Raw genomic sequence first — 25,076 nt, 5'->3', positions numbered from 1 at the left:
GTTATTGGATACGATTCAGTCATAGATGAAGGAAAATCAATAACTTGTCCAATATGACTAAGAAAATGTTCTTGCGGAACGAGTTCATCTAGCGTGTAAAAGACAACCTGATTGCGGTTATTGTCTGGATTTTCTTTATGAAACATAGGAAACATCTCACAACTTTTCTGACATCTATTATACGACTTTAGAAAAAATGCCCTTAGAAACTTTTAATCTAAGGGCTTTGTTTTCAGTCTGAGTTTCTTATAAAATGAGAACTTTTCTTTTTATTGTTATAAAATCTAAGATTGTACTTTTAAAAATATTACTTATCTCACTTCTTATGTACTGTATTGTAAATTCGAATACAAACACAACATCACAAAATAGATAAAATAACCTGTAGCTGTTATAATAAAAAATAATCAGATACAGGTTTAAAAAATATATTCTTACAATCTCTCAAATAGTTCTTGCATTTGAACATCGTCTGGAACCAGTTTTAAGTAAGCTTGCGCATTGACTTTTGCTTCTTCAAAATAACCCAATTCACGCAAGAGATAGATATAGTGTTCCAGAAACTCTGGATTGTCCTTTAAATCTCCTGCTAATTCTTGGTAATGCTCATAGGCAGTATCTAAATCGTCCAATTCTTGATAAGAACGAGCAATCATCCACTTGGTCAAAAGATTCTCTGGCTCATCATTTTGCAAGTCTAGAATGTCCTCATAACGTTCCTGTTCTAGATAAATAGTAGCTAGACGGAGTAAGATTTCTTCCGTATCTTCAGCGTCTGCTTTAGCAGTAAGGAGGTAGTTTTCTGCACCACTGGCATCATGCAATTCATAAGAGAATTGTGAAGCAGCTAGCAAGAGGCGAGTTTCAAAGGGATTTTTCTCTAAGCCTTGCTTAGCGATACGCAGGGCTTCTTGAACTTGATGTTCCTTATGTAAGGCCTGACTGTAACCATACTCATAGCCTTCAAAATCAGGTGAAATGGTATCAAGTTGCTTAAAGTATAGAACAGCTTTTTGATATTCTTCTTGATCAAAGTAAAGACTGGCCAACTCAAAAGCTGTTAGGTCATCGTATTCTAACTCCAGGGCTTTTTCTAAAAACTCTGTAGCTGTTTCAAATTTCCCCAACTGGGCATAGGCAAAGCCAATTCGTTGATAGGTAGAAATGCCCGTTTGCTCATAAATAGTACGATTATCTAACTGGGCATAGCCTTGAATAGCTTCTTGGTAATTTTCCAACTCACTATCCAACTCTGCTAATCCCAATATCAAGAGAGGATCTTCCGAGTAAGTTAAGGCCTCCAATAATTTCTCACGCGCCACATCTGTCAAACCTTCCAGCTGGTAAAGGTCTGCTTTAAGTGCCAAAGCTGAAACATACCAGTCACTGTCAGCTTGGATTTCCTCAAGGTACGCAAATGCTTCCTCGATTTGACCATCCTCACTAGCAATAGCTGCTAGATTAAGATGAACCTCTGGAAAATTTTCTACAATTTTCAGGTAAATTTCCTTGGCCTGAGGATAAAAACCAATCCCTTCAAGATAAGTTGCCAACTCATACAGAAGGTCACTTGGATCATTTTCTAAAGCTTTGACGAAATAGTGCTCAGCCTTGGTTAAATCTTGCTCTTCCAAAGCCTGTAACATCTGTTGACTATTGTTCACTCTTGATTTCCTCTCCCTCTACTTCATATAGGCCACTGACTACCTTGTACCATTCGAAAATGGCTGAAATGACAACTTTAGCAGAAGCATAAACCGGAATACCGAGTAAAACTCCCCAGATACCAAACATGGAGCCTGAAGTTAACAAAACAAAGAGAACATTAATAGGGTGGATGTTTAATTGACTTCCCAAAATCAATGGAGAGACAAAACGGCCTTCAATAGTTTGTTCTACTATAAAGACAATCACTACTTTCAAAAGCATGACTGGACCAGCAATCAAGCCCAATACTAGGGCAGGAAGCATGGCTAGGAAACTACCAAGATAAGGAACCAGATTTAGAATACCAGCAGTAACACCCAGCGTAACCGCATAGCGTAGACCAATAATCTTGAAGAAGATGATAAACATTACTGCTACAATAATAGCTACTGTCACTTGCCCTCGAACATAGTTAGACAACTGTTGATTCACATCTGATAAAACTTGTCCAACAGGTTCTTTCAATTTCGTTGGCATGAATTGGGTCAAATAGTGACGCAGGCCTTTCCCATCACGTAATAGATAAAAGAGCATGAAAGGAACGATAATCAAGGCAACAATCACTTGAGAAGCACCGCTAATAAAGGCGCTCACCCAGTTGACTGCCTGAGAAGAAACCTTGCTTGCCCAAACTGTAGCCTGACTAGAGAAGTTTGTTAAAACTTGTTCTAACTGAGGTCTAAAATCATCTGGTAAACGCTTGGTGACCAAATCATTAACAACTCTGTCTGCATCTTCGAGGTAGACTGGAACATTCCTTGCAAAACTTAAAACTTGACGTTGCAGATTTGGAATGGCGACTGCCAAGCCCCAAATGATAAAGAGAGCGATGATGACAAAGACAATACTGATTGCGATGACACGATTAATCTTATGCTTCTCCATCCAATCAACAATAGGATTTAATAAATAATATAGCAAACCAGATAGAATGACTGGCAACATCACAACTGCCAAAAAGTCTAGAACCGGTGAAAATAGAAAACTAATCTTGCTTAAAATAAAAAGATTCAGTCCCAATAATAAGGTTACCAAAAATACCGTAATTGCCTTGTTATCCAAAAACCATTTGAAAAACCAAGATAGGCTAAACTGTTTCTCTTTTTGCTCCATAAATACTTCCTTTCTATTATTCTCTCATTATACCATTTTTAAATCAAAATAACTGTTTTTTAAAGTGCTTACATTCCATTGAATTGCACCGCATAGCATATTATAAATTCATTTTGTGATATAATAGTCTTATCTTTTATATAGAGGTAAAGTTATGAAAGAAACTGTTTATTTTGGAACATACACACGTCGTACTTCCCAAGGGATTTACAAAACGGACTTTGATACAGAAACTGGTCAACTTGCAAATCTAAAACTTTTTGCTCCTGAACCAAGTCCAACCTATCTTGCTTTTGATCAGCACCAACATTTATACACCGTTGGTAGTCAAGACAATAAGGGAGGAATCGCTGCCTATCAAACTGACGGTACCTTATTAAATCATGTCGTGGAAGAGGGAGCACCCCACTGTTATGTTGCCGTTGATGAAAAGCGTGATTTGGTGTACGCAGCAAACTACCACAAGGGACAGGTCCTTGTTTATAAACGTCAGGAAGATGGTCGTCTTCTACTTAGTGATGTGGATCAACACAGTGGCCAAGGTCCACATGAAAATCAAGCTTCTCCACATGTTCACTATACAGATTTAACACCTGACCACTATCTAGTGACTTGCGACTTGGGAACTGACCAAGTCATCACTTATGATCTTGATCAAGAAGGAAAATTATCTAAACTCTATACCTACCATAGCCAGCCAGGAGCAGGCTCACGCCATATCATTTTCCATAACCACTATAAAATCGCTTATCTCATTTGTGAACTTAATAGTACTATCGAGGTTCTAATCTACGATGGTGTTGGTGAATTTGAACGTATGCAAGTCATTTCAACTCTACCAGACGGTTATGAAGGCTTTAATGGAACTGCTGCTATTCGTCTCTCTAAAGACGGTAAATATCTCTACGCTTCTAACCGTGGTCATGATTCTATCGCAGTATATACAATCCTTGCGGACGGTAGTTTAGAGTTGTTAGAAATCGTTCCGACTCATGGTCAGACTCCACGTGATTTTGATTTGACACCGGATCAAGAATTTGTCATTGCTATCCATCAAGACTCTGACAATGCAACCGTCTTTAAACGCAATCCTGAAACTGGTCGTCTAGCAGAACTTTCTAATGACTTCCATGTCCCAGAAGCGGTCTGCATCAGATTTGCTAATTAAGACAATTATAACCACACTTCTAACAAGTTCTACACACCATAGACAAACATTATTTTAGTGTTTGTCTTTTTTATATCTACAAATTACTCCCAAAAAAAAGATGGAATCTTTCTCAAAACAATTTTTCCATGAAAAGTAAAAATATTTCACAGCCATCATTTATTTGTCTCACACCTAACGGAGCTAGACGGACTAATAGTGACATAATGAAAAAGAACCTTGCAAAGCAAGATTCTTTTAGTGTCTGACTTAAATAATTGTTCTTCTGGGAACTAAATCGAATTAAGCTTCGATTTCTGTAACCATACCTGAACCAACAGTACGTCCACCCTCACGGATAGAGAATGTAGTACCTTGTTCTACGGCGATTGGGTGGATCAACTCAACGTCGATAGTCACGTTATCACCAGGCATTACCATTTCAGTACCTGCTGGAAGTTCGATTGAACCTGTAACGTCAGTAGTACGGAAGTAGAATTGTGGACGGTAGTTGTTGAAGAATGGAGTGTGACGTCCACCTTCTTCTTTAGTAAGGATGTAAACTTCACCTTTGAATTTAGTGTGTGGGTTGATTGAACCTGGTTTAGCGATAACTTGTCCACGTTCGATTTCGTCACGTTGAACACCACGAAGAAGGACACCTACGTTATCTCCGGCAAGACCTTCGTCAAGTTGTTTACGGAACATTTCAACACCAGTAACAACTGCTTTTTGAGTTTCTTCTTTGATACCAACGATTTCGATTTCGTCGTTGACTTTAACGATACCACGGTCGATACGTCCTGAAGCAACTGTACCACGTCCAGTGATTGAGAATACGTCTTCGACTGGAAGAAGCAATGGTTTGTCAGTGTCACGTTCTGGTTCTGGGATGTACTCATCAACTGTGTTCATCAATTCCATAACGATGTCTTCGTATTTAGTGTCACCTTCAAGGGCTTTAAGAGCTGAACCTTGGATAACTGGAAGATCGTCACCTGGGAAGTCGTATTCTGACAATAGGTCACGGATTTCCATTTCAACCAATTCAAGCAATTCTTCGTCGTCAACCAAGTCAACTTTGTTCATGAAGACGATAAGGTGTTTAACACCAACCTGACGTGAAAGAAGGATGTGCTCACGAGTTTGTGGCATTGGTCCGTCAGTTGAAGCTACTACAAGGATAGCTCCGTCCATTTGAGCGGCACCAGTGATCATGTTTTTAACGTAGTCCGCGTGTCCTGGAGCGTCGATGTGAGCGTAGTGACGTTTTTCAGTTTCGTACTCAACGTGCGCAGTGTTGATAGTGATACCGCGTTCGCGTTCTTCTGGAGCAGCATCGATAGACGCATAGTCTTTAGGTTGGTTAACTGATGAAGGCAAGCGACGTGCCAAAACAGTTGTGATAGCTGCAGTTAGGGTAGTTTTACCGTGGTCAACGTGTCCGATAGTACCAATGTTAACGTGTGGTTTACTACGATCGTATTTTTCTTTTGCCATTTGAGTAAAAGCCTCCAATAAAATATATTTTATAGATAGACAGTAGGCAATACAGTCTAACTTTCCTTACTATTTTATCAAATTTCAGCTAAATTGCAAGTGTTTTACAAAGTTTTTGTGAATTATTCTTAATCTACTAATCTAAACGGCACTTCCACTCCTATCACTTGCCTAAATAAAAAGAAAAATCAGGAATTTCCTGACTTTTACTTGGCTAATTCTCTTTCTCGTTCTTTCATTATTTTGTGATTTTCATACAAGCGAGATAAGAACTTAGAAATTTCTTTCAAGATAGAATAGGTTGGTACAGCGACAATCATACCAATGACACCATAGATATTACTTGATAACAAAAGTAATACTAAAATCGTAATTGGATGAACCTTCATTACCCCACCAACGATTCGAGGGTAGAGAATATTTCCATCCACTTGTTGAATAATTAGCATATAAACAACTGCAATCAGCATTCTATGAGGATCAGTAAAGACATTAGCGATAATCATTGGAATCAAGCCAATACTTGGTCCCACATAAGGAATGAGATTGGCTAATCCTGAAAAGATGGCGAAGACCAAAGCATATTTTAAACCAATAATACTATATCCAATAAAGGCCAAACACCCAATAATAATCGCATCAATTGCAACTCCACTAATATAGCGAGCAATTGTCGCATTCAAATTCTTTAATAGGCCTGCAATATGTAGCTTATCTCTCTTTAAAACAGTACGTTCAAGCATCGGCAAGAACTTGTTACCGTCTAACAAAAAATAAATTAAGAACACAGGGGTCATGATAATAATCAAAACAGTACTAAAGAGCGCAGATAAGACACTTCCAACACTATTCGTCACACTATTTAAGATATTTTGTAGAATATCTACATAGGATAGATTTAATTGTTGAATTGTCGCTTGAATATCTAAATTTTGAAAGGCTGGATAAGTAGATAAATCCACAATCAAATCTTGCAAACGACTATAAATTGTCTGACTTGTTGCTATCAAACTGGTCAACTGATTAATCAAAATCGGTAAAAGATAGACTACCCCAATAACTAGCCCCCAGACCAAGGTACACAAGGTTAGTAAAATACCAATGATACGGTTAATTTTGAAATACTTTTGTAAAAAATTTACAATAGGATTGGTCAAATAATATAAAAAACCACCTAAAAGAAAGGGAATCATTATAGTGTTTGCAACGCTTACAAAAGGTGTAATAATCGCTCCCATCTGTCTCCATAAATAGAAGATGATGGTTAATAGTAAAATCTCACTGGTCCAAAAAAATAATTTATTCTTACGAAACATGAAGTACCTCCATTCATCTATTTTACCACACTTTCAAAAAAGCTTCTTTCTTCTATCATGAAACTGGGAATATTTTTTTCTTTATGATAGAATAAACTTACTATGAAAAAAATATTTTTAACTCTTTTAAGCCTTTCCGTTATTGGCTCAGCATCTACTGTTGCTGCTCAAGATTTTAATATTGCTGCCAAACATGCAATTGCTGTTGAGGCAAATACTGGTAAAATTCTCTATGAGAAAGATGCAACCCAGCCAGTTGAAATTGCTTCAATCACAAAGTTAATTACTGTTTATCTTGTCTATGAAGCCTTGGAAAACGGCAGTATTACACTATCAACTCCGGTAGATATTTCTGATTATCCTTACAAATTAACGACAAATTCTGAAGCGAGTAACGTTCCTATGGAAGCTCGTAATTATACCGTCGAACAACTACTTGAGGCAACCCTGGTATCTAGCGCCAACAGTGCGGCTATTGCGCTAGCTGAGAAAATTGCAGGCTCAGAAAAAGATTTCGTCGATATGATGCGGGCAAAACTCTTGGAATGGGGAATTTCGGATGCAACTGTTGTCAATACGACGGGGCTTAACAATGAGAGTCTAGGTGACAACATTTACCCAGGCTCTAAAAAAGATGAGGAAAATAAGCTCAGTGCTTATGATGTCGCTATCGTTGCTCGCAACCTCATCAAAAAATACCCACAAGTCTTAGAAATCACGAAAAAACCTTCTTCTACTTTTGCTGGAATGACAATCACTTCTACCAATTACATGTTAGAGGGTATGCCTGCTTATCGCGGTGGTTTTGATGGATTAAAAACAGGGACCACAGATAAGGCTGGAGAGTCTTTTGTTGGTACTACTGTCGAAAAAGGCATGAGGGTTATCACAGTTGTTTTGAATGCGGATCATCAAGACAATAATCCTTACGCTCGCTTCACAGCTACATCTTCACTAATAGATTATATCTCTTCTACATTCACACTTCGCAAAATCGTTCAGAAAGGTGATGCCTATCAAGATAGCAAAGTCCCTGTACAAGACGGAAAAGAAGATACAGTCACTGCTGTTGCCAAAGATGATATCTCTCTAATTGAACGCATTGGGAATCAATCTTCTCAATCTGTTCAATTCACACCTGATTCTAAAGCAATCCTAGCACCACTTGAAGCTGGAACAATGGTTGGCCATTTAACTTATGAAGACAATGATTTGATTGGTCAAGGTTACATCACTACAGAACGTCCTAGTTTTGAAATGGTAGCAGAAAAGAAAGTTGAAAAAGCCTTCTTCTTAAAAGTTTGGTGGAATCAGTTTATCCGCTTTATCAACGAGAAGCTATGATATAATAAACTTCTTAAAGCTAAAAAATAAATATTATGTTTAAAGAAAAAGAAGGGGAATCTGTATAATACAGAACTCCCTTCTTTTTTTAAACTTAATTTATTGATAGCAAAAATCCCCTAAATCTTAGATTAATACTATCTAAAATCTAGGGGATTGATTGTATAAATACTATTTTAAAATCTTGATTCTAGTTCATTTCTTTAAAGGCTGCTTCTGCATCCTCGTTGCTGATGACACCAAATTGAATCTTTCCAATCTTTCCTTGACTATCAATCAGGTATTCTGTAGGAATGCTTCGAATTTGATAAGCTTGGAAGGTGGTTCCTTTTGTGTCATAAAGTACTGGGATATCTTTATATCCTTGATCTTGGAACCATTGTGGAAATTGCTCGACAGTTTTTTCACCTTGAATTCCTGGTGCAATGACACTAAGAATTTCGAAATCACGATCTTGTTTCGCAGCTAATTCCATCAACTCTGGCATACTTTTCTTACATGGGCCACACCATGAAGCCCAAAACTTCAAGTAGACTTTTTTTCCCTTAAAATCAGATAACTTGACTTCTTTGCCATCCATTGATTGCAATGTAAAGTCTGGGGCCTCTTTCCCAACAGCAATTTGTTGTACAGTCGTTTGTTGGTGTTGTTTTGGGGATTGTTCTGGTGCTTGAGTCTTTTTAGTCTCTTCCTCGCCACAGGCCATCAATACTACTAATGACAAGAGGCTTAAGCCAGCAAACATTACTTTTTTCATCTTTTTCTCCTTTATTCAAAAATACCAGCTAGAACATTTACTTGTCCTAATAGTAACAAAATTCCCATTAAAATAATGAGGAAACCACCAATTTTCTTTAGTAGCATCATATGACGCTTGATTTTACTAAAATAAGGCATCACTACGCCTGAAGCTAAGGCCAAGACCAAGAAAGGAATGGCCATCCCAAGAGTGTAAATCAAGGTATAAATCGCTCCTTGCCAAGCGCCATTGCCTCCAGAAGCCGCAAGTGCTAAAACAGAACTTAAAACTGGACCAATACAAGGCGTCCAACCAAAGCTGAAGGTAATACCAAGTAAAAAAGCTGACCAATAACGATTAGAATCTGATTTTTTAAAGGTAAAGCTTTTTTGAACCTCTAATTTCTTAAAATGAAAAATTTCCATCTGGTGTAAACCTAAAATGATAATAATCGTTCCCATGGTATAGCGAAACCAATTGGCATAGAGAATATTACCAAAGTAACCCGCACCAAATCCTAAGATAAAGAAAATGAGAGAAATACCTGCAATAAAGCACAGCGTTCGAATCAAGCCTGACCAAGCGACTTTTCTTCCAAACAGAGAGAAGCTTTTTGCACTTTCCTGATCATCCAATAAAATTCCAGTATAAACAGGTAACAGAGGAAAAATGCAAGGGGAAAAGAAGGACAAGATCCCTGCTAAAAAAACGGAGATTGAAAATACTATCGTTTCCAATAAAAAACCAACTTTCTTAATAATTCTAATCCTATTTTACTATAATCAATTTCATTTGTATGATTTCTGCTACGCAATTTGAATTATGCTATCTTTTTTTATCTTTTATATCAATAGACGATTCTAATTTTTCATCAGTTTTACCCTTAAGAAAACATAAAAAATGAACTTGGTAACTCAAGTTCATTTTTTTCTTATAGTCTATTTCCGACATTAATACGGTTAATGGCACGTTGCAGTGCAATCTTCGCACGACGTTCTTGGTCAATCAAGTGTTTGTCTTGTGCTTCTTCAATTTCACGCTCTGCTCGAAGCTTGGCACGTTCTGCACGACTAACGTCGATATCACGAGCACGTTCTGCAGAGTCAGCAACAATTGTGACAACGCCATTGGCAACTTCGATAACACCTCCGTTTACTGCAATCCAGTTCACGTGATTTTCATCATCTACACGTTTAACCTTAACCTCATCAACTGCTAAGACTGCAATCATATTTTCATGTCGTGGCAAGATTCCCATCTCACCATCCAGAGTTCGAACTGATACAAAGCTGGCATGGTGATCATAGACGAGACCATCTGGTGTCACGATCTGGACAGTTAACTGAGCCATAGATCACCTCTTAAAATCCCATTTTTTCAGCTTTTGCAATCACATCTTCGATAGAACCTACACCACGGAAGGCATCTTCTGGTAACTGGTCATGTTTACCATCAAGGATTTCCTTAAAGCCACGTACAGTTTCAGCAACTGGAACATAAGAACCAGGCTGACCAGTAAATTGTTCCGCAACGTTGAAATTTTGTGACAAGAAGAACTGGATACGACGGGCACGAGCAACCAAGGTCTTTTCTTCATCAGAAAGTTCATCCATACCAAGGATAGCAATGATATCTTGCAATTCATGGTAACGTTGAAGGACACGTTTTACTTCAGCAGCAACTGCATAGTGCTCTTCTCCAACGATTTCAGGTGCCAAGGCACGTGAGCTTGAAGCAAGTGGGTCAACGGCTGGGTAGATACCCAATTGTACCAACTTACGTTCCAAGTTGGTTGTTGAATCCAAGTGAGCGAAGGCTGTTGCTGGCGCTGGGTCAGTATAGTCATCCGCTGGCACATAGATAGCCTGGATAGAGGTTACAGAACCCTTCTTAGTTGATGTGATACGTTCTTGCAATTGCCCCATTTCTGTAGCAAGTGTTGGTTGGTAACCAACGGCTGATGGCATACGACCCAAAAGGGCAGATACTTCTGAACCAGCCTGAGTGAAACGGAAGATATTATCGATAAAGAGAAGCACGTCTTGGCCTTCTACATCACGGAAGTATTCAGCAATTGTCAAACCAGTAAGAGCAACACGCATACGTGCTCCTGGTGGCTCATTCATCTGACCAAATACCATGGCCGTTTTCTCGATAACGCCTGATTCTTTCATTTCCCAGTAAAGGTCATTACCCTCACGAGTACGTTCCCCAACACCAGTAAATACTGAAATACCACCGTGTTCTTGGGCAATGTTGTGAATCAATTCTTGGATTAAGACGGTTTTACCAACTCCGGCACCACCGAAAAGTCCAACCTTACCACCTTTAAGGTAAGGGGCAAGAAGGTCGATAACCTTAATCCCTGTTTCAAGGATTTCAGAAGAGGTAGACAACTCATCAAAAGTTGGAGCTTTTTTATGAATTGGCTGACGCTCTGCATCTTCTGTAAAAGGAGCTTCCAAATCAATGGTATCTCCCAAAACATTGAAGACACGTCCCAAAGTTTCTTTACCTACTGGTACAGAGATTGGACGACCTGTGTCCAATACTTCCATTCCACGAGTCAAACCATCTGTTGATTCCATGGCGATAGTACGGACCATACCATCTCCCAACTCCAAGGCTACTTCAAGGACGATTTTTGTTTTTCTTTCGTCATTTTTGTAGACGACAAGTGCATTGTTAATCTCAGGAAGTTTTTCCCCTGCTGCAAACAAGACGTCTACAACGGGACCGATAACCTGAGCAATTTTACCTGAACTCATCTCCTTCTCCTATTCTATATAAGATACTGTCGGTCCCTAGCTTAACTAGGTCCTAAGTTCATTTTCATACGAGCTGGACTAGTGCCTATTCTAAGGCACTAGCTCCTGCTACGATTTCTGTAATTTCTTGTGTAATCGCCGCCTGTCTGGCACGGTTATACTGAATTGTCAAATCATTAATGACTTTCTTAGCATTATCTGTCGCTGTTTGCATGGCTGTCATACCAGCAGCATTTTCAGCTGTCTTAGCATCGATAATAGCACCATAAATCATACTTTCTGCAAACTGAGGCAACAACTGCTCCAAAATTTCTTCACGGCTAGTTTCCAATTCAAAGGTCAAGCTGTAATTGTCATCTGCTTCATTTGGATCCAAGTCAACAATTGGAAGCATTTGTTCCACACGCATTTGACTGGTTAGCGTATTGACATGATGGTTATAGCAGACATAGAGTTCATCAAAAAGTTCATTTTGGTACATTTCAACAGTTTTTGAAATAATCTTACGAACTTCATCAAAGCTTGGTTGATCTGCCAAGCCACGTAGTTCATAAAGTGGTTGAATACCACGAGCTTTAAAGAAATCAGCTCCCATTCCACCAATACAGATCATTTCAAAACCTTTACCGTCTGGATGGTATTCTTCTTTCAGCTCCATAACGGCTTTCAGAATAGAGGAATTATAACCTCCAACCAAACCGCGGTCTGAAGTAATGACGATATAGCCTGTCTTCTTAACTGGACGGCTAATCAACATCGGATTGGTTGAACTACCAGCTCCATTACCATGAAGAATATCCGTCAAAAGTTTACGAACTTTCTGAGCATAAACTTGGAAGTTGCGAGCAGCTTCTTCAGAACGACCTAGCTTAGCAGCTGATACCATCTGCATGGCATTAGTGATTTGACTCGTATTTTTTGTTGAGGCGATTTTTGTTTTAATATCATTTAGAGATACTGCCATCTGACACCTCTATTCTTATTGGAAGCTGGTTTGATTGAGAAACTCTGTAATCGCAGCATCCAAGACTGCTTCTTCTGGCAAGTCTTTTGTATCACGAATGGTTTCCAAAATCTCTGGATGTTGAGCATCAAAGAAGACATGGAACTCTTCCTCGAAACGAACAATATCATCTACAGGAACGGTATCCAAGAAACCATGTGTCAAAGCATAGAGAATGGTTACTTGTTTCTCAACAGGTAATGGTTTATGAACAGGTTGTTTCAAGACCTCAACTGTACGACGTCCACGGTTCAACTTAGCCTGTGTTGCTGCATCCAAGTCAGAACCAAATTTAGTGAAGGCTTCCAACTCACGGTATGAAGCAAGGTCGATACGAAGTGTACCAGCAACCTTCTTCATGGCTTTAATTTGTGCAGAACCACCTACACGAGATACAGATGAACCCGCGTCAATGGCTGGACGAATACCCGCATTGAAGAGACCATCACCAAGGAAGATTTGTCCATCAGTGATTGAAATCACGTTGGTTGCGATATAGGCAGAGATATCTCCTGCTTGTGTCTCGATAAACGGTAGGGCTGTAATCGATCCACCACCAAGCTCATCAGAAACTTTAGCTGAACGCTCAAGCAAACGGCTGTGAAGGTAGAAAACATCCCCTGGGAAGGCTTCACGACCTGGAGGACGACGAAGCAAGAGAGACAGTTCACGATAAGCTACCGCTTGTTTTGAAAGATCATCATAAACGATCAAAACATGCTTACCTTGGTACATAAATTCTTCCGCCATGGCAACCCCAGCATAAGGAGCTAGGAAGAGCAATGGAGATGGTTGTGAAGCAGAGGCTGTCACAACGATTGTGTAGTCCAAGGCACCGTACTGACGTAGTGTTTCTACTTGTGTACGAACTGTTGATTCTTTTTGTCCAATCGCTACATAGATACAGATCATATCTTGACCTTTTTGGTTCAAGATTGTATCAATCGCAATAGTTGTTTTCCCTGTCTGACGGTCACCGATAATCAACTCACGTTGACCACGACCAATCGGTACAAGGGCGTCAATAGCTTTCAAACCAGTTTGCAATGGTTCTGATACAGACTTACGTTGCATAACACCAGGAGCTGGTGCTTCTACTGGACGAGTTTTGTCAGTGTGGATTTCTCCAAGGCCGTCAACTGGACGACCAAGTGGGTCCACAACACGACCAATCAGACTTTCACCTACTGGGACTTCCATGATTTTACCTGTACGGCGGATTGTATCGCCTTCACGGATATCAGTAAAGTCACCTAGGATGATAATACCGACGTCTGTTGACTCCAAGTTTTGAGCCATACCATAAGAGCCGTTTTCAAAAATCAACAACTCTCCACTCATGGCATTTTCAAGGCCGTGAGCACGCGCGATACCATCCCCGATATAGGTTACAACACCTGTTTCAGTCACATCAAAATTGGGTTTGAAATTTTCAATTTGTTGCTTAATTAAAGCGCTGATTTCTTGTGCGTTAATTGCCAAAAGAACACCACTTTCTATTTCAAATTTTCTTTAACAACTTTAAGTTGTTGTTTAATACTCACATCAATTGTCTTGTGATTGGCAAAAATGACAAAACCACCAATAAGACTTTCATCGATTTGTTCTTTTACACTCCTTACTTTAAGAGACATTTTTTTCTCAATCAAAGGGAGCAAGCGACTCTTCTGTTCATCAGTTAAAGGATGAGCTGACGTAATCGTCACTTCAAATCGATTTGTTTCTTTTTCAAGTCGGTTCAAGCAATCTACAAGAATATCATAAAAAAGATTTGCTCTGTGATTGTAGATAAGAACCTGAATAAAGTTTTGCAATAAAGTCGACACTGAATCTTGGAAGAACGCAATCGTTTTTTCCTTGTCAGACTCGTCTACTGCCACTTTTTTTAAAAAAGAAGGTAAGCCTGTTTCTTCAGCAACTTGCTTGATTTGAGCTAAGTCTGAAAAGATACGGTCTTCTTCTCCTTTTTCTAAAACCAATTGGACAAAAGGCATGCTGTATTTTTCAATTACCTTTACTGTTTTCTTGTCCATTAAGCTTCTCCTAACTGATCGATATACTGATCAATGAGTTCTTTATGGGCATGACCGTCAAGGTTTTGTGAGATGATTTTACCAGCCAAGCTGATTGTCAAATCTGCTACCTCACCCTTAACGCTTTGTAAAGCTTCAGCTTTATTTTGAGCAATTTCTTGGTTCGCTTTTTCTTTCAAGCGTCCTGCTTCTAGCTTAGCATCTGCTAAAATACTAGCTTTGCTTTTCTCAGCTGTTTCTTTCGCATTCTCAATGATTGTCTTAGCTTCTTTACGGCTACCAGCCAATTCATCTTCGCGTTTCTGAGCCAATACTTCTGCTTTTTGACGTGCTTGTTCAGCTCCGTCAATATCTGCTGCAATTTTTTCTGCTCTTTGTTCGAAAATACTAGTCAAATTTGACCAAGCGTATTTCTTAACCAAGACTAGCAAGAGAATAAAGGAACCAGCGATTAGTATAAAATCACCAAGTAATTCACCTACTGTTACATTCATAAACTACTCCTTTCTATTCTTCATCATTAATTTTATTTCCTAGGTACATTGAAGATAACAATGTAAATACATATGCTTGTACACAAGAAATAAAAACAGAAAATGCAGTCCAGATTAGATTTGTTCCAAAAGCAATAGGATACCAATAGAAGGCCTGATGAGAAAGTAGGACTAACATACTTGCCATCACTTCCCCTGCAAAGATATTACCAAAGACCCGCAATGCAAGTGAAAGGAGATTGGTAACTTCTTCCAAGAGATTCATTGGTGTCATAAAACCTGGTGTTACAAATGCTTTTAAATACTTTTTGATTCCACGACGACGAATTCCTTCTACGTGGGTCATTAAGATAATTGTAAAAGACAAGACCAAGTCAAATGACAAATTTGCTGTTGGTGAGGTCCAAAGATTTACACCATCTGTAGTCTGAATTCTAGCCATTAAGCCAATATTATTTGCAATGGCCATAAATAGGAATAAACAGAAATAAAAGAGAGAATAATCCTTTATCATTGGACCAAGGTTTGATTTTGTAAATCCAACAACAAAATCAAATAAATACTCTAATACATTTTGTTTTCCTGTGGGTCTCAAAGTCATATTTCGAGTTGCCCAATAAATAAAGCCAAAAATAAGTGCTACAGTCAACAAAGTCAAAACTACTATGGTTAAATTAAAGGTAACAGGACCAATATTGATGGTTGGATTAATACTTTCTTCCATCTAAAATCCTCCCTTTTTCAATTTATACTTCTTTTATTTGATGATAAATGAAAAGACAAGAGTAACGAAGAAAGTACCTTCAATAAAGGCAACCCCTAGGATCATCAAACTACGTAGTTCTGAGATGATATCTGGTTGGCGAGCAACTGATTTCAACAAACCGTTCATCAACATACCTTCACCAAGAGATACACCCATACAGGCAAGACATAGACCGAAAAATGTTAAATTCATGACGAATTCTCCTTTTAATTAAAATTTACTTACTTAGTTTAGTCCTAAAAATTGGATTTGTCAACTTTTTACTTACGTTGAAAGCGTTTAATGAAAATTATTTACAATTTTACTATTTTTAAGTCTATTATATAGAAAATTTTGGAAAAAACTTGTAATAAATGCGTCCATTATCTGAGTCTTTCTGAAAAATAATGAAAAAATCCGAGATGAAATCTCGGATGGAAATTAATATATTTTCTCTAACCTAATGCTCTTTTAGTAAGAAGAATTAAAGGGAAAGCAACTAGAAAGCTTTCGTATCCTACATTTTTATTAAGCACGCACTGTGACGCTGGTTCCATCTTCCTTATAAAGATTGATGAGACCTTCTTTGAGAGCTCGAACCATGTCTCCAGCTTGAACAGGTTGTGGAACCTTGATAGTCAAGAGTTCCATTGGATTAGGAGCACGGTCGATTTTATTGCCTTTGGCATCATGTAAATCTTCGATATACGTTTCAAAATGACGGAAACCTGGGCCATAAAACTCAACTTGGTCTCCTTCATTAATGACGTTCCGTTGACGAATGGTTGCTGTTTGCGTCGCATCATCATAAGCAACCACTTCAGCGACAAACTTATACTCAGGAATTTTACGACGAGCACCAAACAACTGCTCATTTTCAGATGGTGTACCGTAGTAGAAACCTGTTGCTAATTCACGCTGGGCAACCTTCCACATCTCATCAATCAAGTCTTGCTTGATAGCTTCAAACTTCTCTGGACTCTCTAGATAAGCATCAACAGCCGCCTTATAACAGTTAGTTACTGTTGAAACATAGTGAATAGACTTCATGCGTCCTTCGATTTTTAGACTGTCCACACCATTTTCAATCATATCTGGGATATGGTCAATCATGGACATGTCAACAGCTGACATAGAAAATTCTTCAGGAATCTCACCTTTCAAGCTCTTGCGTTCTTTCCCAAATGGCATATCGTAAAGGTCGTACTTCCAACGGCAAGACTGAGAGCAACCACCACGGTTAGCATCACGCATACTCATGTGATTTGAAAGCGTACAGCGACCTGAGTAGGAAATACACATAGCTCCATGAACAAAGGCTTCAATCTCAACGTCTGTACGTTTGCGAATTTCTGCCAATTCTTCCATTGAAACCTCACGCGCCAAAACGACACGAGTTAAGCCTAGTTCTTTCCAGAACTCAAGAGTTTCATAGTTAGTGGCACTTGCTTGGGTAGAGAGGTGGATTTCAAGACCTGGTGCTTCTGTTGCTGCAATCATAATCAAGGCTGGGTCAGATACGATAACTGCTGCAATCCCGATATCACGCAGTTTACGGAACCACTCACCAGCACCAGCTTCATTTCCTTCGTGCATAACCATATTGGCAGCTACATAGACCTTAGCTCCATACTTAGCCGCAAACTGCACGCCTTCTTCCATCTGTTCAAAGGTAAAGTTTCCTGCACGGCTACGAAGACCATAGGCCTGACCACCGATAAAGACAGCATCTGCTCCATACTGAACAGCTACCTTTAGCTTCTCTAAAGTCCCAGCAGGTGATAAAACCTCAGGACGTTTTAATGTTTTTGTCATGTTTTCTCCTATTTGCAATATAAAAGTTTGACGTTTTTCCTTCTCATTTTATAGTAAATAATCCATAAAATCAAGCCTAGACAGATTGTTTTGACAATTCTAATCTTTTAAGAAAGTAAAAAAACTAGCCTTTCTATACTAGTTATTTTCAAGGTAAAATTCAAAACGTTCGCCGACATACTGACTTTTCACGTATTCAAAAGCTGTCCCATCTTCCAGGTAGGAAACCTGGGTTAATCCAAGAATAGCATGTCCTCTTTCAACTTCCAAATAGTGAGCAATCTTTTCTTTAGCAAGGCGAGCATAAATAGTCTGTTGTGATTTACCGATACGGTAGCCGTGTTTTTGCAGGGTTTGGAAGAAATGACTGGTGATTTCTTCTTTTTTAAAATCCTTAATGAATTTTTCAGGAATAGAAGCAACTTCATAAACCAGAGGAACTTTGTCGGCATAGCGAACCCGCTCCATTCGGATAATATTCTCCGTTGGAGAAATTCCTAGCTTAGCAACTTCCTGCTCATTGGGAATAGTTTTTCTGTAGGAAATAAGCTGGCTAGAGGGGACTTTGCCTTGGGACTTAACAATTTCAGTAAAACTGGTTGTCCCTCGCATCTTTTCTTGTACCCGAGTACTGGAAACAAAGGTGCCACTTCCTACGCGGCGCTCTAAGACACCTTCTTCAACTAATAGAGATACAGCTTGGCGGAGGGTCATGCGACTGACCTCAAACTGCTCTGCTAAATCTCGTTCACTAGGAAGCCTCTCCCCAATAGCCCAACGGTGATCGTCAATATCCTTTTTAATCTGATCATGGATTTTCATATAAGCAGGTAGCATATTTTTCACTTCATTTCTATCTTTTCTCTATTGTACCCTAATAAACAAGAAAAAGTCAAACTTCGCCTTGTTTAGTTGGTAATTCGCCCTTATTTGTGATAGAATATTGAAAAAAGATATTTCTTTTGAGAAAGGAAAAAGATGAGCAACATTTCAACTGATTTGCAAGATGTAGAAAAAATCATCGTATTGGACTATGGTAGCCAATACAACCAGCTGATTTCACGCCGTATCCGTGAGATTGGCGTTTTTTCAGAACTAAAGAGCCATAAAATTTCAGCTGCTGAAGTTCGTGAAATCAATCCTGTAGGAATTATCCTATCAGGTGGTCCAAACTCTGTATACGAAGATGGTTCATTCGATATTGACCCAGAAATCTTCGAACTCGGAATTCCTATTTTGGGAATTTGTTACGGTATGCAGTTATTGACCCATAAACTTGGAGGAAAAGTTGTTCCTGCAGGTGACGCTGGGAATCGTGAATACGGTCAATCCACTCTTACTCACACACCATCAGCTCTTTTTGAATCAACACCTGATGAACAGACTGTTCTGATGAGCCATGGTGATGCGGTTACTGAGATTCCTTCTGACTTTGTTCGTACAGGTACATCAGCTGACTGCCCATACGCAGCCATCGAAAATCCAGATAAACACATTTACGGTATCCAGTTCCACCCAGAAGTTCGTCATTCTGTATACGGAAATGATATCCTTCGTAATTTTGCTCTTAACATTTGTAAGGCTAAAGGCGATTGGTCAATGGATAATTTCATTGATATGCAGATCCAAAAAATTCGTGAAACCGTCGGTGATAAACGTGTCCTTCTTGGTTTATCAGGTGGAGTTGACTCATCTGTCGTTGGGGTTCTTCTTCAAAAAGCGATCGGCGATCAATTGATCTGTATCTTCGTAGACCACGGTCTTCTTCGTAAAGGTGAAGCTGATCAAGTTATGGACATGCTCGGTGGTAAGTTTGGTTTGAATATCGTCAAAGCAGACGCTGCTAAACGTTTCCTTGACAAACTTGCTGGCGTTTCTGACCCAGAACAAAAACGTAAAATCATCGGTAATGAATTTGTGTATGTATTTGATGACGAGGCAAGTAAGCTCAAAGATGTGAAATTCCTTGCTCAAGGTACCTTATATACAGACGTTATCGAGTCTGGTACAGATACAGCTCAAACTATCAAGTCACACCACAACGTGGGTGGTCTTCCAGAAGACATGCAGTTTGAATTGATTGAACCACTCAACACTCTCTATAAAGACGAAGTTCGTGCCCTTGGTACAGAGCTTGGTATGCCAGACCATATCGTATGGCGCCAACCATTCCCAGGACCAGGACTTGCTATCCGTGTTATGGGTGAAATCACTGAAGAAAAGCTAGAAACAGTTCGTGAGTCAGACGCTATTCTTCGTGAGGAAATTGCTAAAGCAGGTCTTGACCGCGATATCTGGCAATACTTCACAGTTAATACAGGTGTTCGTTCAGTTGGTGTTATGGGTGATGGTCGTACTTATGATTACACAATCGCCATTCGTGCTATCACTTCTATCGATGGTATGACAGCTGACTTTGCAAAGATTCCTTGGGATGTCCTTCAAAAGATTTCTGTACGTATCGTAAACGAAGTAGACCATGTTAACCGTATCGTCTACGATATTACAAGTAAACCACCTGCAACTGTTGAGTGGGAATAGAGTTTTCTATAATAAAAATAATACCGCTGGATCATGAACTTCAGTGGTATTATTTTTTATGATCTCAATATTAGGAAAATTTTTCAACCTCTACTCCTCTTTTTAAATCCCTGAAACCATGCTATAATATAGTAAGTATAGCTCCAATAACCTGATTATAAAAGTCAGCGATAAAGATTTCTTACATCATCCGTAAGTATTATTCTACTCTGATTCATATTATAATGAAAGTAACAAAAAATGGAGGTGTTTCACATGGACACAATTTTACGAGTAGAATCATTAAAAAAGTATTATGGGAAAGGTCCCAATATTACCAAAGCCTTGGATAGCATATCTTTTCAAGTTGTAAAAGGTGAGTTCTTAGGAATTATGGGGAGTAGCGGTTCTGGGAAAACAACTCTTCTTAACTGTCTCGCTACTATTATCAAGCCAACTGATGGCTCTATTCAAATGCAAGGAAAAGATTTAAGTCAGTTAAAAGGGAACCATTTGGCTGATTATCGTGGCAAGGAAATTGGCTATCTCTTCCAGAATTTTGAGCTTTTGGACAATCTGACTGCCAAAGAGAATATTTTACTTCCCTTATCTTTGCACAAGGTCGATGCTAATGAAAGCAAGGTTCGGTTAGAATTGCTTTCCCAGTATCTGGATATTTCTGAACTTCTAAATAAGTTCCCATCTCAATTATCAGGTGGTCAACGGCAAAGGGTAGCTGCTGCGCGCGCCTTAATTTTAGACCCTAAGATTGTATTTGCGGACGAGCCCACAGGGGCTTTGGATTCAAAAAATGCGACCATTTTGATGCAAAAATTATCCGAAATGAATCAAGTGGAAGAAACCACCATTCTCATGGTGACTCACGATTCCGTAGCAGCTAGCTTTTGCAACCGCATCTTGTTTATCCAAGATGGAAAACTATTCCATGAAATCCGTCGCGATTATCCAAGAGAAAGTCAAGAAGACTTCTACCACAGAATACTAAAGGTCATGGCTGCACTAGCTGGAGGTGATGGTAATGTTTTCTAAATTAGTCTCAAGAAATAGCAAGAGAGATCGAAAAAATAACGGCTTGTATTTCAGTTCTATGGTTCTGTCTATTATCTCCTTTTACATCATCCTTTCTTTGTCTCATCAAGATGTGATGCACTTTCTAAAACAAATAGAAAGTGACGCTGTAAATAAACTCTTTAGCATGATTCCCATTCTTTATGTAGCAACGCTCTTTATTCTCTTTTTTCTAGTCTACTTCTCAAGCAGTATGCAGATAGAAAGGAGAAAACATGAATTTGGTGTCTATCTCACACTGGGCATGCGAAGAAGCAAACTCTTCTTACTGCTCCTACTCGAGGATTTGAGAAACAGTGTCCTTGCCCTTGGAATAGGCCTTCCTATTTCCATCTTAATTTCAGAATTGATTAGCCTAATAACCGCTAAAATTGTGGGACTAGGGATTATTGAACATCAATTTTCTCTATCTACCACAGCTCTACTCTATACAGTCATCGGCTTCCTAGCCGTAAAATTAGCTGTTTTTGTCCTTTTAAGTACAAAGACTGCCAATATGGAAATCGGAAACCTGCTCGCCTATTCTCCTTCTGGGATGAAGAAACTACTCCCCAAGGGGGTGTACCTTCTTGCTTCTGTCCTCGGAATTTTGCTTCTAGGAACAGCCTATTACATGGGTATGAGTGGACAAGCTTGGGAAAATGTCATAACAATGGGCATCACCGTTCTCTTAGGAACTCTGGGAACTATCCTACTCTTCTTTGGTATGCGTTTATTTATAGACTTTTTGGTCAAGCTTGGAAACAATAGAAAACTTCATGCCTATAATTTTAGACAGATTCAGGAATTAGTTATCCAACGCTCAACTATACTGGCTGTCTGCTCCCTCTTAATTTTCTCTGCCTTGTGCCTCTTTGGAGCAGGTGTGGCCATTGCAAGCGGCAATCCAGGCAATCAAACCCACGTATTGGATTATACATTTAGAGATAGCAAGCAGGAAACAGATGAAAATCTTGATGTAAATGCAGTTAAAAAAGAGCTTGAAGCTGCCGGACTAGTATCACAGTTTTCAAAGATTCTGCAAATTAAAGTAGGCCAAACTAAAGAACACGAATCCGTGTCCTTTGAAGAGGTCATCAAGGAGTTGAAAAATCAAAAAGACAACAAGAACAAGGAAGTTTTGCTTCATAAATTTAAACAGTCTACTAATTTCCACCTCATACCAGTTTCCGAATACAATGAACTTAAAAAGGCTGCCAATCTTCCCCCTCTAGAACTAACTAATAAGGAAGCATATTTGTATATGGGGAAAGATTTTCTGCCAGATGAAAGTCTCGTCAACTCTGTCCTAAAGACAAAACCTCAAATCAAAGTCATGGGAAATGATGTAAAATTGATTGGCGAGGTGGAGTCTTTGCCAATCGTAACGGATCATGAGATAACCCTCTCTGTCGCTCTCATAGTTCCAGATGAGATTTTTATGAGCTATACAGACGGTCGCTATTCGAACTATGTTAGCGGTATCTTGGCTCCTGAGCTAGTCAAGGAAAAAGGCTTGATGAGAGCTATCTCAGATACCAATGAAAAGCTAAATCAAACCTCTCTTGGCTATGAAAGCTATATACAAAATATGGGAAGACAATTGTTTTACATTATCTCTGCCAGCTATGTCACCATCTATCTGTCTATCATCTTCCTTGTTGTCGCAAATACAATTATCGGCGTTCAGTTTTTGATGGGACAAAGACAATCCTATAGACGATACCAGACCTTAATCCATCTTGGTGCCAACTACGAAACTCTTTGTAAATCGTCAGAAAAGCAAGTCAACTGGTATTTCGGTCTACCAATAGCCCTTGCACTTATCAGTAGTAGCTTCGGAGTGAGCTCCCTCCTCATAGGAATAGTGCCCACTAGCGCAAGAATGGTTATGGGGCATAGATTTATCACAGCCATGCTGATCGTACTGCTGTTAGCTGGCTTTGAAGTCATCTATATCAGAATTGTAAAGAAAAATAGCAACAAGTACTTATTGTCATTAATGGAACCCAAAAGAGATGAATAAGGTAGAATAAGGTAGAATAAAATAGGAAAAGGAGGAACCGATATGAAGCATATTCTGGTTATTGAAGATGAAGCCTTGATTCGAGATGAAATTGTCATCTTGTTAGAGAAAGCGGGTTATCAAGTTGATAAGTTGACTGACTTCAAAGATACAAGCCAGCAAGTGCTGCAATACGATACAGATCTAATCATACTGGATTTGAATTTGCCAGGAGAAACAGGTTTTCAAATTTGTAAAAATCTCAAGTCAAAACGCTCTGTCCCTATATTGGTTCTCACTTCCCGTGAACAATTAAAAGATGAAATCTACGCCCTGAAATTAGGGGCAGATGAGTATCTAACAAAGCCTTTCAAGAAAGAAAGATTTTTGGCACGTATAGAAAATATCTTGAAACGCTATGAAGGCAGACAAAATCTACTTGAAAAAGATAATTTTCTGCTGGATAGACAGACCTATACCCTTTATATCAATGGACACTCGATTTTACTCCCCCAAAATCAAGGGAAATTATTAGAAACTTTATTAGTGGCAACTGATTCTGTCGTCACAAAAGAAGAACTAAGCATGAAACTGTGGAATACAACTGAGTTCATCGATGAAAATGCCCTTCAAGTAAATATTGCAAGACTCAAAAAGGTGATGAAACAGGCTGGTATTGCACTTCAAGTCAAGTCCGTCAGAGGCATCGGTTACAAATTGGAAGAGGAAAGGGAATATGAAACAGAATCCTAAATATTTGGCTACCTATCTGCCTTGGTTACTTGTTCTCTTAGCATTTGATCTATTCACAGCTGTCCTGCTTTGGCTTTCAGACGTGAGAAAGTTTCAAGCCCTCATCATTCTCTATCTTTTAGCTACTGTCCTGCTCTTTTTCATCCTATCATTCCTACTGATAAGAAAAGAAAGAAAAAAATCCGCTGCCTATAAAGCCTTCATAGCCAATCCCAAGGTCGATACTGAGCTGGAATTATTGCGTTTATCAAGTGCCTCAGAGAAAGAAAGCATCGAAGAAATCGCAAATGCGCTTTACCAAAGGCAAGCGGAAATAGGAAAGCTCAACTCATTACTAGCCGAATACGAGGACTATGTTGAAAAATGGGCTCATGAAATCAAACTCCCTCTATCGCTTCTTTCCCTCCTTTTAGACAATCAAAGTGACCAGTTGCCAAAGGATACAACTTTTAAGTTGGACTATGTGAAAAATCAAATCCAAGGAAATGTATCACAGATACTATTCTATTACAGGGTGAAAAGTGAAAAAAATGATTTTCTATTTGAAGACCTTGACCTCCAAGAGTGTATCCAAGATCTTTTGGAAAACTTTGATCCCTTGCTCAAAGAAAAGAAATTTACGATTCAGCTAGAGAACATACAAGGAATCTGCTACACCGATCAACGCAGTTTTGAATTTATCCTCTCTCAAATACTCGCCAACGCCCTTAAATATAGCTCTGACAAGCCCGAACTCAGTATTTCTATGTCAAAAGATAAGGGGCGCACAAGTCTGATTATTAGGGATAATGGTTGCGGAGTTAAAGCTTGTGACCTTCCTCATATCTTTGAAAAAGGCTTTACAGGTGATTCAGGTGATACAAGGAAAAAATCAACAGGTATGGGGCTCTATCTAGTCAAACAATTAGCAGATGCTTTAAAAATCGAAATCACAGTAAAATCCGAATGGACGCAAGGATTTGAAATCTCTCTTTCTATTTAGTCAATTTTTCGATTAAGAAAATTG

General features: G+C 38.9%; 23 protein-coding genes. 7 read left to right on the top strand and 16 right to left on the bottom strand.

The annotated features are described in order from the left end of the window. Nucleotides 1-434 precede the first annotated feature (434 nt). Both JJN14_RS04465 and JJN14_RS04460 read right to left on the bottom strand, forming a co-directional pair. The gene (locus tag JJN14_RS04465) at nucleotides 435-1,664 is read right to left on the bottom strand and encodes a tetratricopeptide repeat protein (RefSeq protein ID WP_201059049.1); all 1,230 of its coding nucleotides are present in this window, start codon (nucleotides 1,662-1,664) and stop codon (nucleotides 435-437) included. Then, nucleotides 1,654-2,820 (bottom strand): AI-2E family transporter, encoded by a 1,167-nt coding sequence (locus tag JJN14_RS04460; protein WP_201059048.1) that lies wholly within the window; start codon nucleotides 2,818-2,820, stop codon nucleotides 1,654-1,656. Before JJN14_RS04460 ends, JJN14_RS04465 begins: the two co-directional genes overlap by 11 nt. 154 nt (nucleotides 2,821-2,974) lie before the next feature. Between JJN14_RS04460 and JJN14_RS04455 the strand changes: the two genes are divergently transcribed. Further along, nucleotides 2,975-3,988, top strand: coding sequence for a lactonase family protein (locus JJN14_RS04455; protein WP_201059047.1), 1,014 nt, complete (start codon nucleotides 2,975-2,977; stop codon nucleotides 3,986-3,988). Between the two features lie 282 nt (nucleotides 3,989-4,270). Here the strand turns inward: JJN14_RS04455 and tuf are convergent, their stop codons facing one another. Further along, a complete protein-coding gene (gene tuf / locus JJN14_RS04450; RefSeq protein WP_001040726.1) occupies nucleotides 4,271-5,467 on the bottom strand; it encodes an elongation factor Tu in 1,197 nt (398 codons plus the stop codon). Nucleotides 5,468-5,673: 206 nt separating this feature from the next. Then, nucleotides 5,674-6,783: an AI-2E family transporter gene (locus JJN14_RS04445; protein ID WP_070479288.1), complete on the bottom strand. Its 1,110-nt coding sequence runs from the start codon at nucleotides 6,781-6,783 to the stop codon at nucleotides 5,674-5,676. A 102-nt stretch (nucleotides 6,784-6,885) separates the two neighbouring features. On the opposite strand from JJN14_RS04445, the gene pbp3 reads away from it, so the two are divergent. Beyond that, nucleotides 6,886-8,127, top strand: a complete 1,242-nt coding sequence (pbp3, locus tag JJN14_RS04440) for a D-alanyl-D-alanine carboxypeptidase PBP3 (RefSeq protein ID WP_201059046.1) — start codon at nucleotides 6,886-6,888, stop codon at nucleotides 8,125-8,127. Nucleotides 8,128-8,317: 190 nt separating this feature from the next. Here the strand turns inward: pbp3 and sdbB are convergent, their stop codons facing one another. The 12 genes from sdbB to JJN14_RS04380 all read right to left on the bottom strand — a co-directional run bounded on the left by sdbB (nucleotide 8,318) and on the right by JJN14_RS04380 (nucleotide 18,561). Further along, complete coding sequence (gene sdbB / locus JJN14_RS04435; RefSeq protein ID WP_201059045.1) at nucleotides 8,318-8,884, bottom strand: thiol-disulfide oxidoreductase-associated lipoprotein SdbB; 567 nt, start codon at nucleotides 8,882-8,884, stop codon at nucleotides 8,318-8,320. Between the two features lie 11 nt (nucleotides 8,885-8,895). Next, complete coding sequence (ccdA2, locus tag JJN14_RS04430; protein ID WP_201059044.1) at nucleotides 8,896-9,603, bottom strand: thiol-disulfide oxidoreductase-associated membrane protein CcdA2; 708 nt, start codon at nucleotides 9,601-9,603, stop codon at nucleotides 8,896-8,898. Between the two features lie 194 nt (nucleotides 9,604-9,797). Then, on the bottom strand, nucleotides 9,798-10,217 hold the full coding sequence (locus tag JJN14_RS04425; RefSeq protein ID WP_004256585.1) for a F0F1 ATP synthase subunit epsilon: 420 nt from the start codon (nucleotides 10,215-10,217) through the stop codon (nucleotides 9,798-9,800). Nucleotides 10,218-10,227: 10 nt separating this feature from the next. Continuing rightward, the gene (gene atpD / locus JJN14_RS04420; RefSeq protein WP_000094358.1) at nucleotides 10,228-11,634 is read right to left on the bottom strand and encodes a F0F1 ATP synthase subunit beta; all 1,407 of its coding nucleotides are present in this window, start codon (nucleotides 11,632-11,634) and stop codon (nucleotides 10,228-10,230) included. Between the two features lie 85 nt (nucleotides 11,635-11,719). After that, nucleotides 11,720-12,598 (bottom strand): F0F1 ATP synthase subunit gamma, encoded by an 879-nt coding sequence (locus JJN14_RS04415; protein ID WP_201059043.1) that lies wholly within the window; start codon nucleotides 12,596-12,598, stop codon nucleotides 11,720-11,722. Nucleotides 12,599-12,613: 15 nt separating this feature from the next. Next, nucleotides 12,614-14,119: a F0F1 ATP synthase subunit alpha gene (gene atpA / locus JJN14_RS04410; RefSeq protein ID WP_201059042.1), complete on the bottom strand. Its 1,506-nt coding sequence runs from the start codon at nucleotides 14,117-14,119 to the stop codon at nucleotides 12,614-12,616. 14 nt (nucleotides 14,120-14,133) lie between these two features. Beyond that, nucleotides 14,134-14,670 carry a F0F1 ATP synthase subunit delta gene (locus JJN14_RS04405; RefSeq protein ID WP_049502213.1) on the bottom strand — a complete coding sequence of 179 codons (537 nt, stop codon included), beginning with the start codon at nucleotides 14,668-14,670 and terminating at the stop codon, nucleotides 14,134-14,136. Beyond that, on the bottom strand, nucleotides 14,670-15,164 hold the full coding sequence (gene atpF, locus JJN14_RS04400; RefSeq protein WP_001103468.1) for a F0F1 ATP synthase subunit B: 495 nt from the start codon (nucleotides 15,162-15,164) through the stop codon (nucleotides 14,670-14,672). The genes JJN14_RS04405 and atpF overlap by 1 nt, the downstream gene beginning before the upstream one ends. Before the next feature lie 13 nt (nucleotides 15,165-15,177). After that, a complete protein-coding gene (gene atpB / locus JJN14_RS04395) occupies nucleotides 15,178-15,888 on the bottom strand; it encodes a F0F1 ATP synthase subunit A (RefSeq protein WP_000392870.1) in 711 nt (236 codons plus the stop codon). A 33-nt stretch (nucleotides 15,889-15,921) separates the two neighbouring features. Further along, the gene (locus JJN14_RS04390; protein ID WP_001054560.1) at nucleotides 15,922-16,122 is read right to left on the bottom strand and encodes a F0F1 ATP synthase subunit C; all 201 of its coding nucleotides are present in this window, start codon (nucleotides 16,120-16,122) and stop codon (nucleotides 15,922-15,924) included. A gap of 315 nt (nucleotides 16,123-16,437) precedes the next feature. Further along, a complete protein-coding gene (locus JJN14_RS04385; protein WP_000169063.1) occupies nucleotides 16,438-17,724 on the bottom strand; it encodes a peptidase U32 family protein in 1,287 nt (428 codons plus the stop codon). A 138-nt stretch (nucleotides 17,725-17,862) separates the two neighbouring features. Further along, on the bottom strand, nucleotides 17,863-18,561 hold the full coding sequence (locus JJN14_RS04380; protein ID WP_070479296.1) for a GntR family transcriptional regulator: 699 nt from the start codon (nucleotides 18,559-18,561) through the stop codon (nucleotides 17,863-17,865). Nucleotides 18,562-18,702: 141 nt separating this feature from the next. On the opposite strand from JJN14_RS04380, the gene guaA reads away from it, so the two are divergent. From guaA to JJN14_RS04355, 5 genes are all read left to right on the top strand, one after another. Beyond that, the gene (gene guaA, locus JJN14_RS04375; RefSeq protein ID WP_012972538.1) at nucleotides 18,703-20,265 is read left to right on the top strand and encodes a glutamine-hydrolyzing GMP synthase; all 1,563 of its coding nucleotides are present in this window, start codon (nucleotides 18,703-18,705) and stop codon (nucleotides 20,263-20,265) included. Between the two features lie 255 nt (nucleotides 20,266-20,520). Then, the gene (locus JJN14_RS04370) at nucleotides 20,521-21,294 is read left to right on the top strand and encodes an ABC transporter ATP-binding protein (protein ID WP_201059041.1); all 774 of its coding nucleotides are present in this window, start codon (nucleotides 20,521-20,523) and stop codon (nucleotides 21,292-21,294) included. Then, nucleotides 21,284-23,338 (top strand): FtsX-like permease family protein, encoded by a 2,055-nt coding sequence (locus JJN14_RS04365; protein WP_201059040.1) that lies wholly within the window; start codon nucleotides 21,284-21,286, stop codon nucleotides 23,336-23,338. The genes JJN14_RS04370 and JJN14_RS04365 overlap by 11 nt, the downstream gene beginning before the upstream one ends. A 42-nt stretch (nucleotides 23,339-23,380) precedes the next feature. After that, nucleotides 23,381-24,070 carry a response regulator transcription factor gene (locus JJN14_RS04360; RefSeq protein WP_042751014.1) on the top strand — a complete coding sequence of 230 codons (690 nt, stop codon included), beginning with the start codon at nucleotides 23,381-23,383 and terminating at the stop codon, nucleotides 24,068-24,070. After that, nucleotides 24,054-25,052, top strand: coding sequence for a sensor histidine kinase (locus tag JJN14_RS04355; RefSeq protein ID WP_049511081.1), 999 nt, complete (start codon nucleotides 24,054-24,056; stop codon nucleotides 25,050-25,052). Before JJN14_RS04360 ends, JJN14_RS04355 begins: the two co-directional genes overlap by 17 nt. Nucleotides 25,053-25,076 lie beyond the last annotated feature (24 nt).

It is taken from the genome of Streptococcus mitis, from assembly GCF_016658865.1.
In the GTDB taxonomy this organism is placed as follows: Bacteria; Bacillota; Bacilli; order Lactobacillales; family Streptococcaceae; genus Streptococcus; species Streptococcus mitis_BT.
Note: the sequence above shows the minus strand (reverse complement) of the source record. Positions and strands in the feature narration are given on the sequence as shown.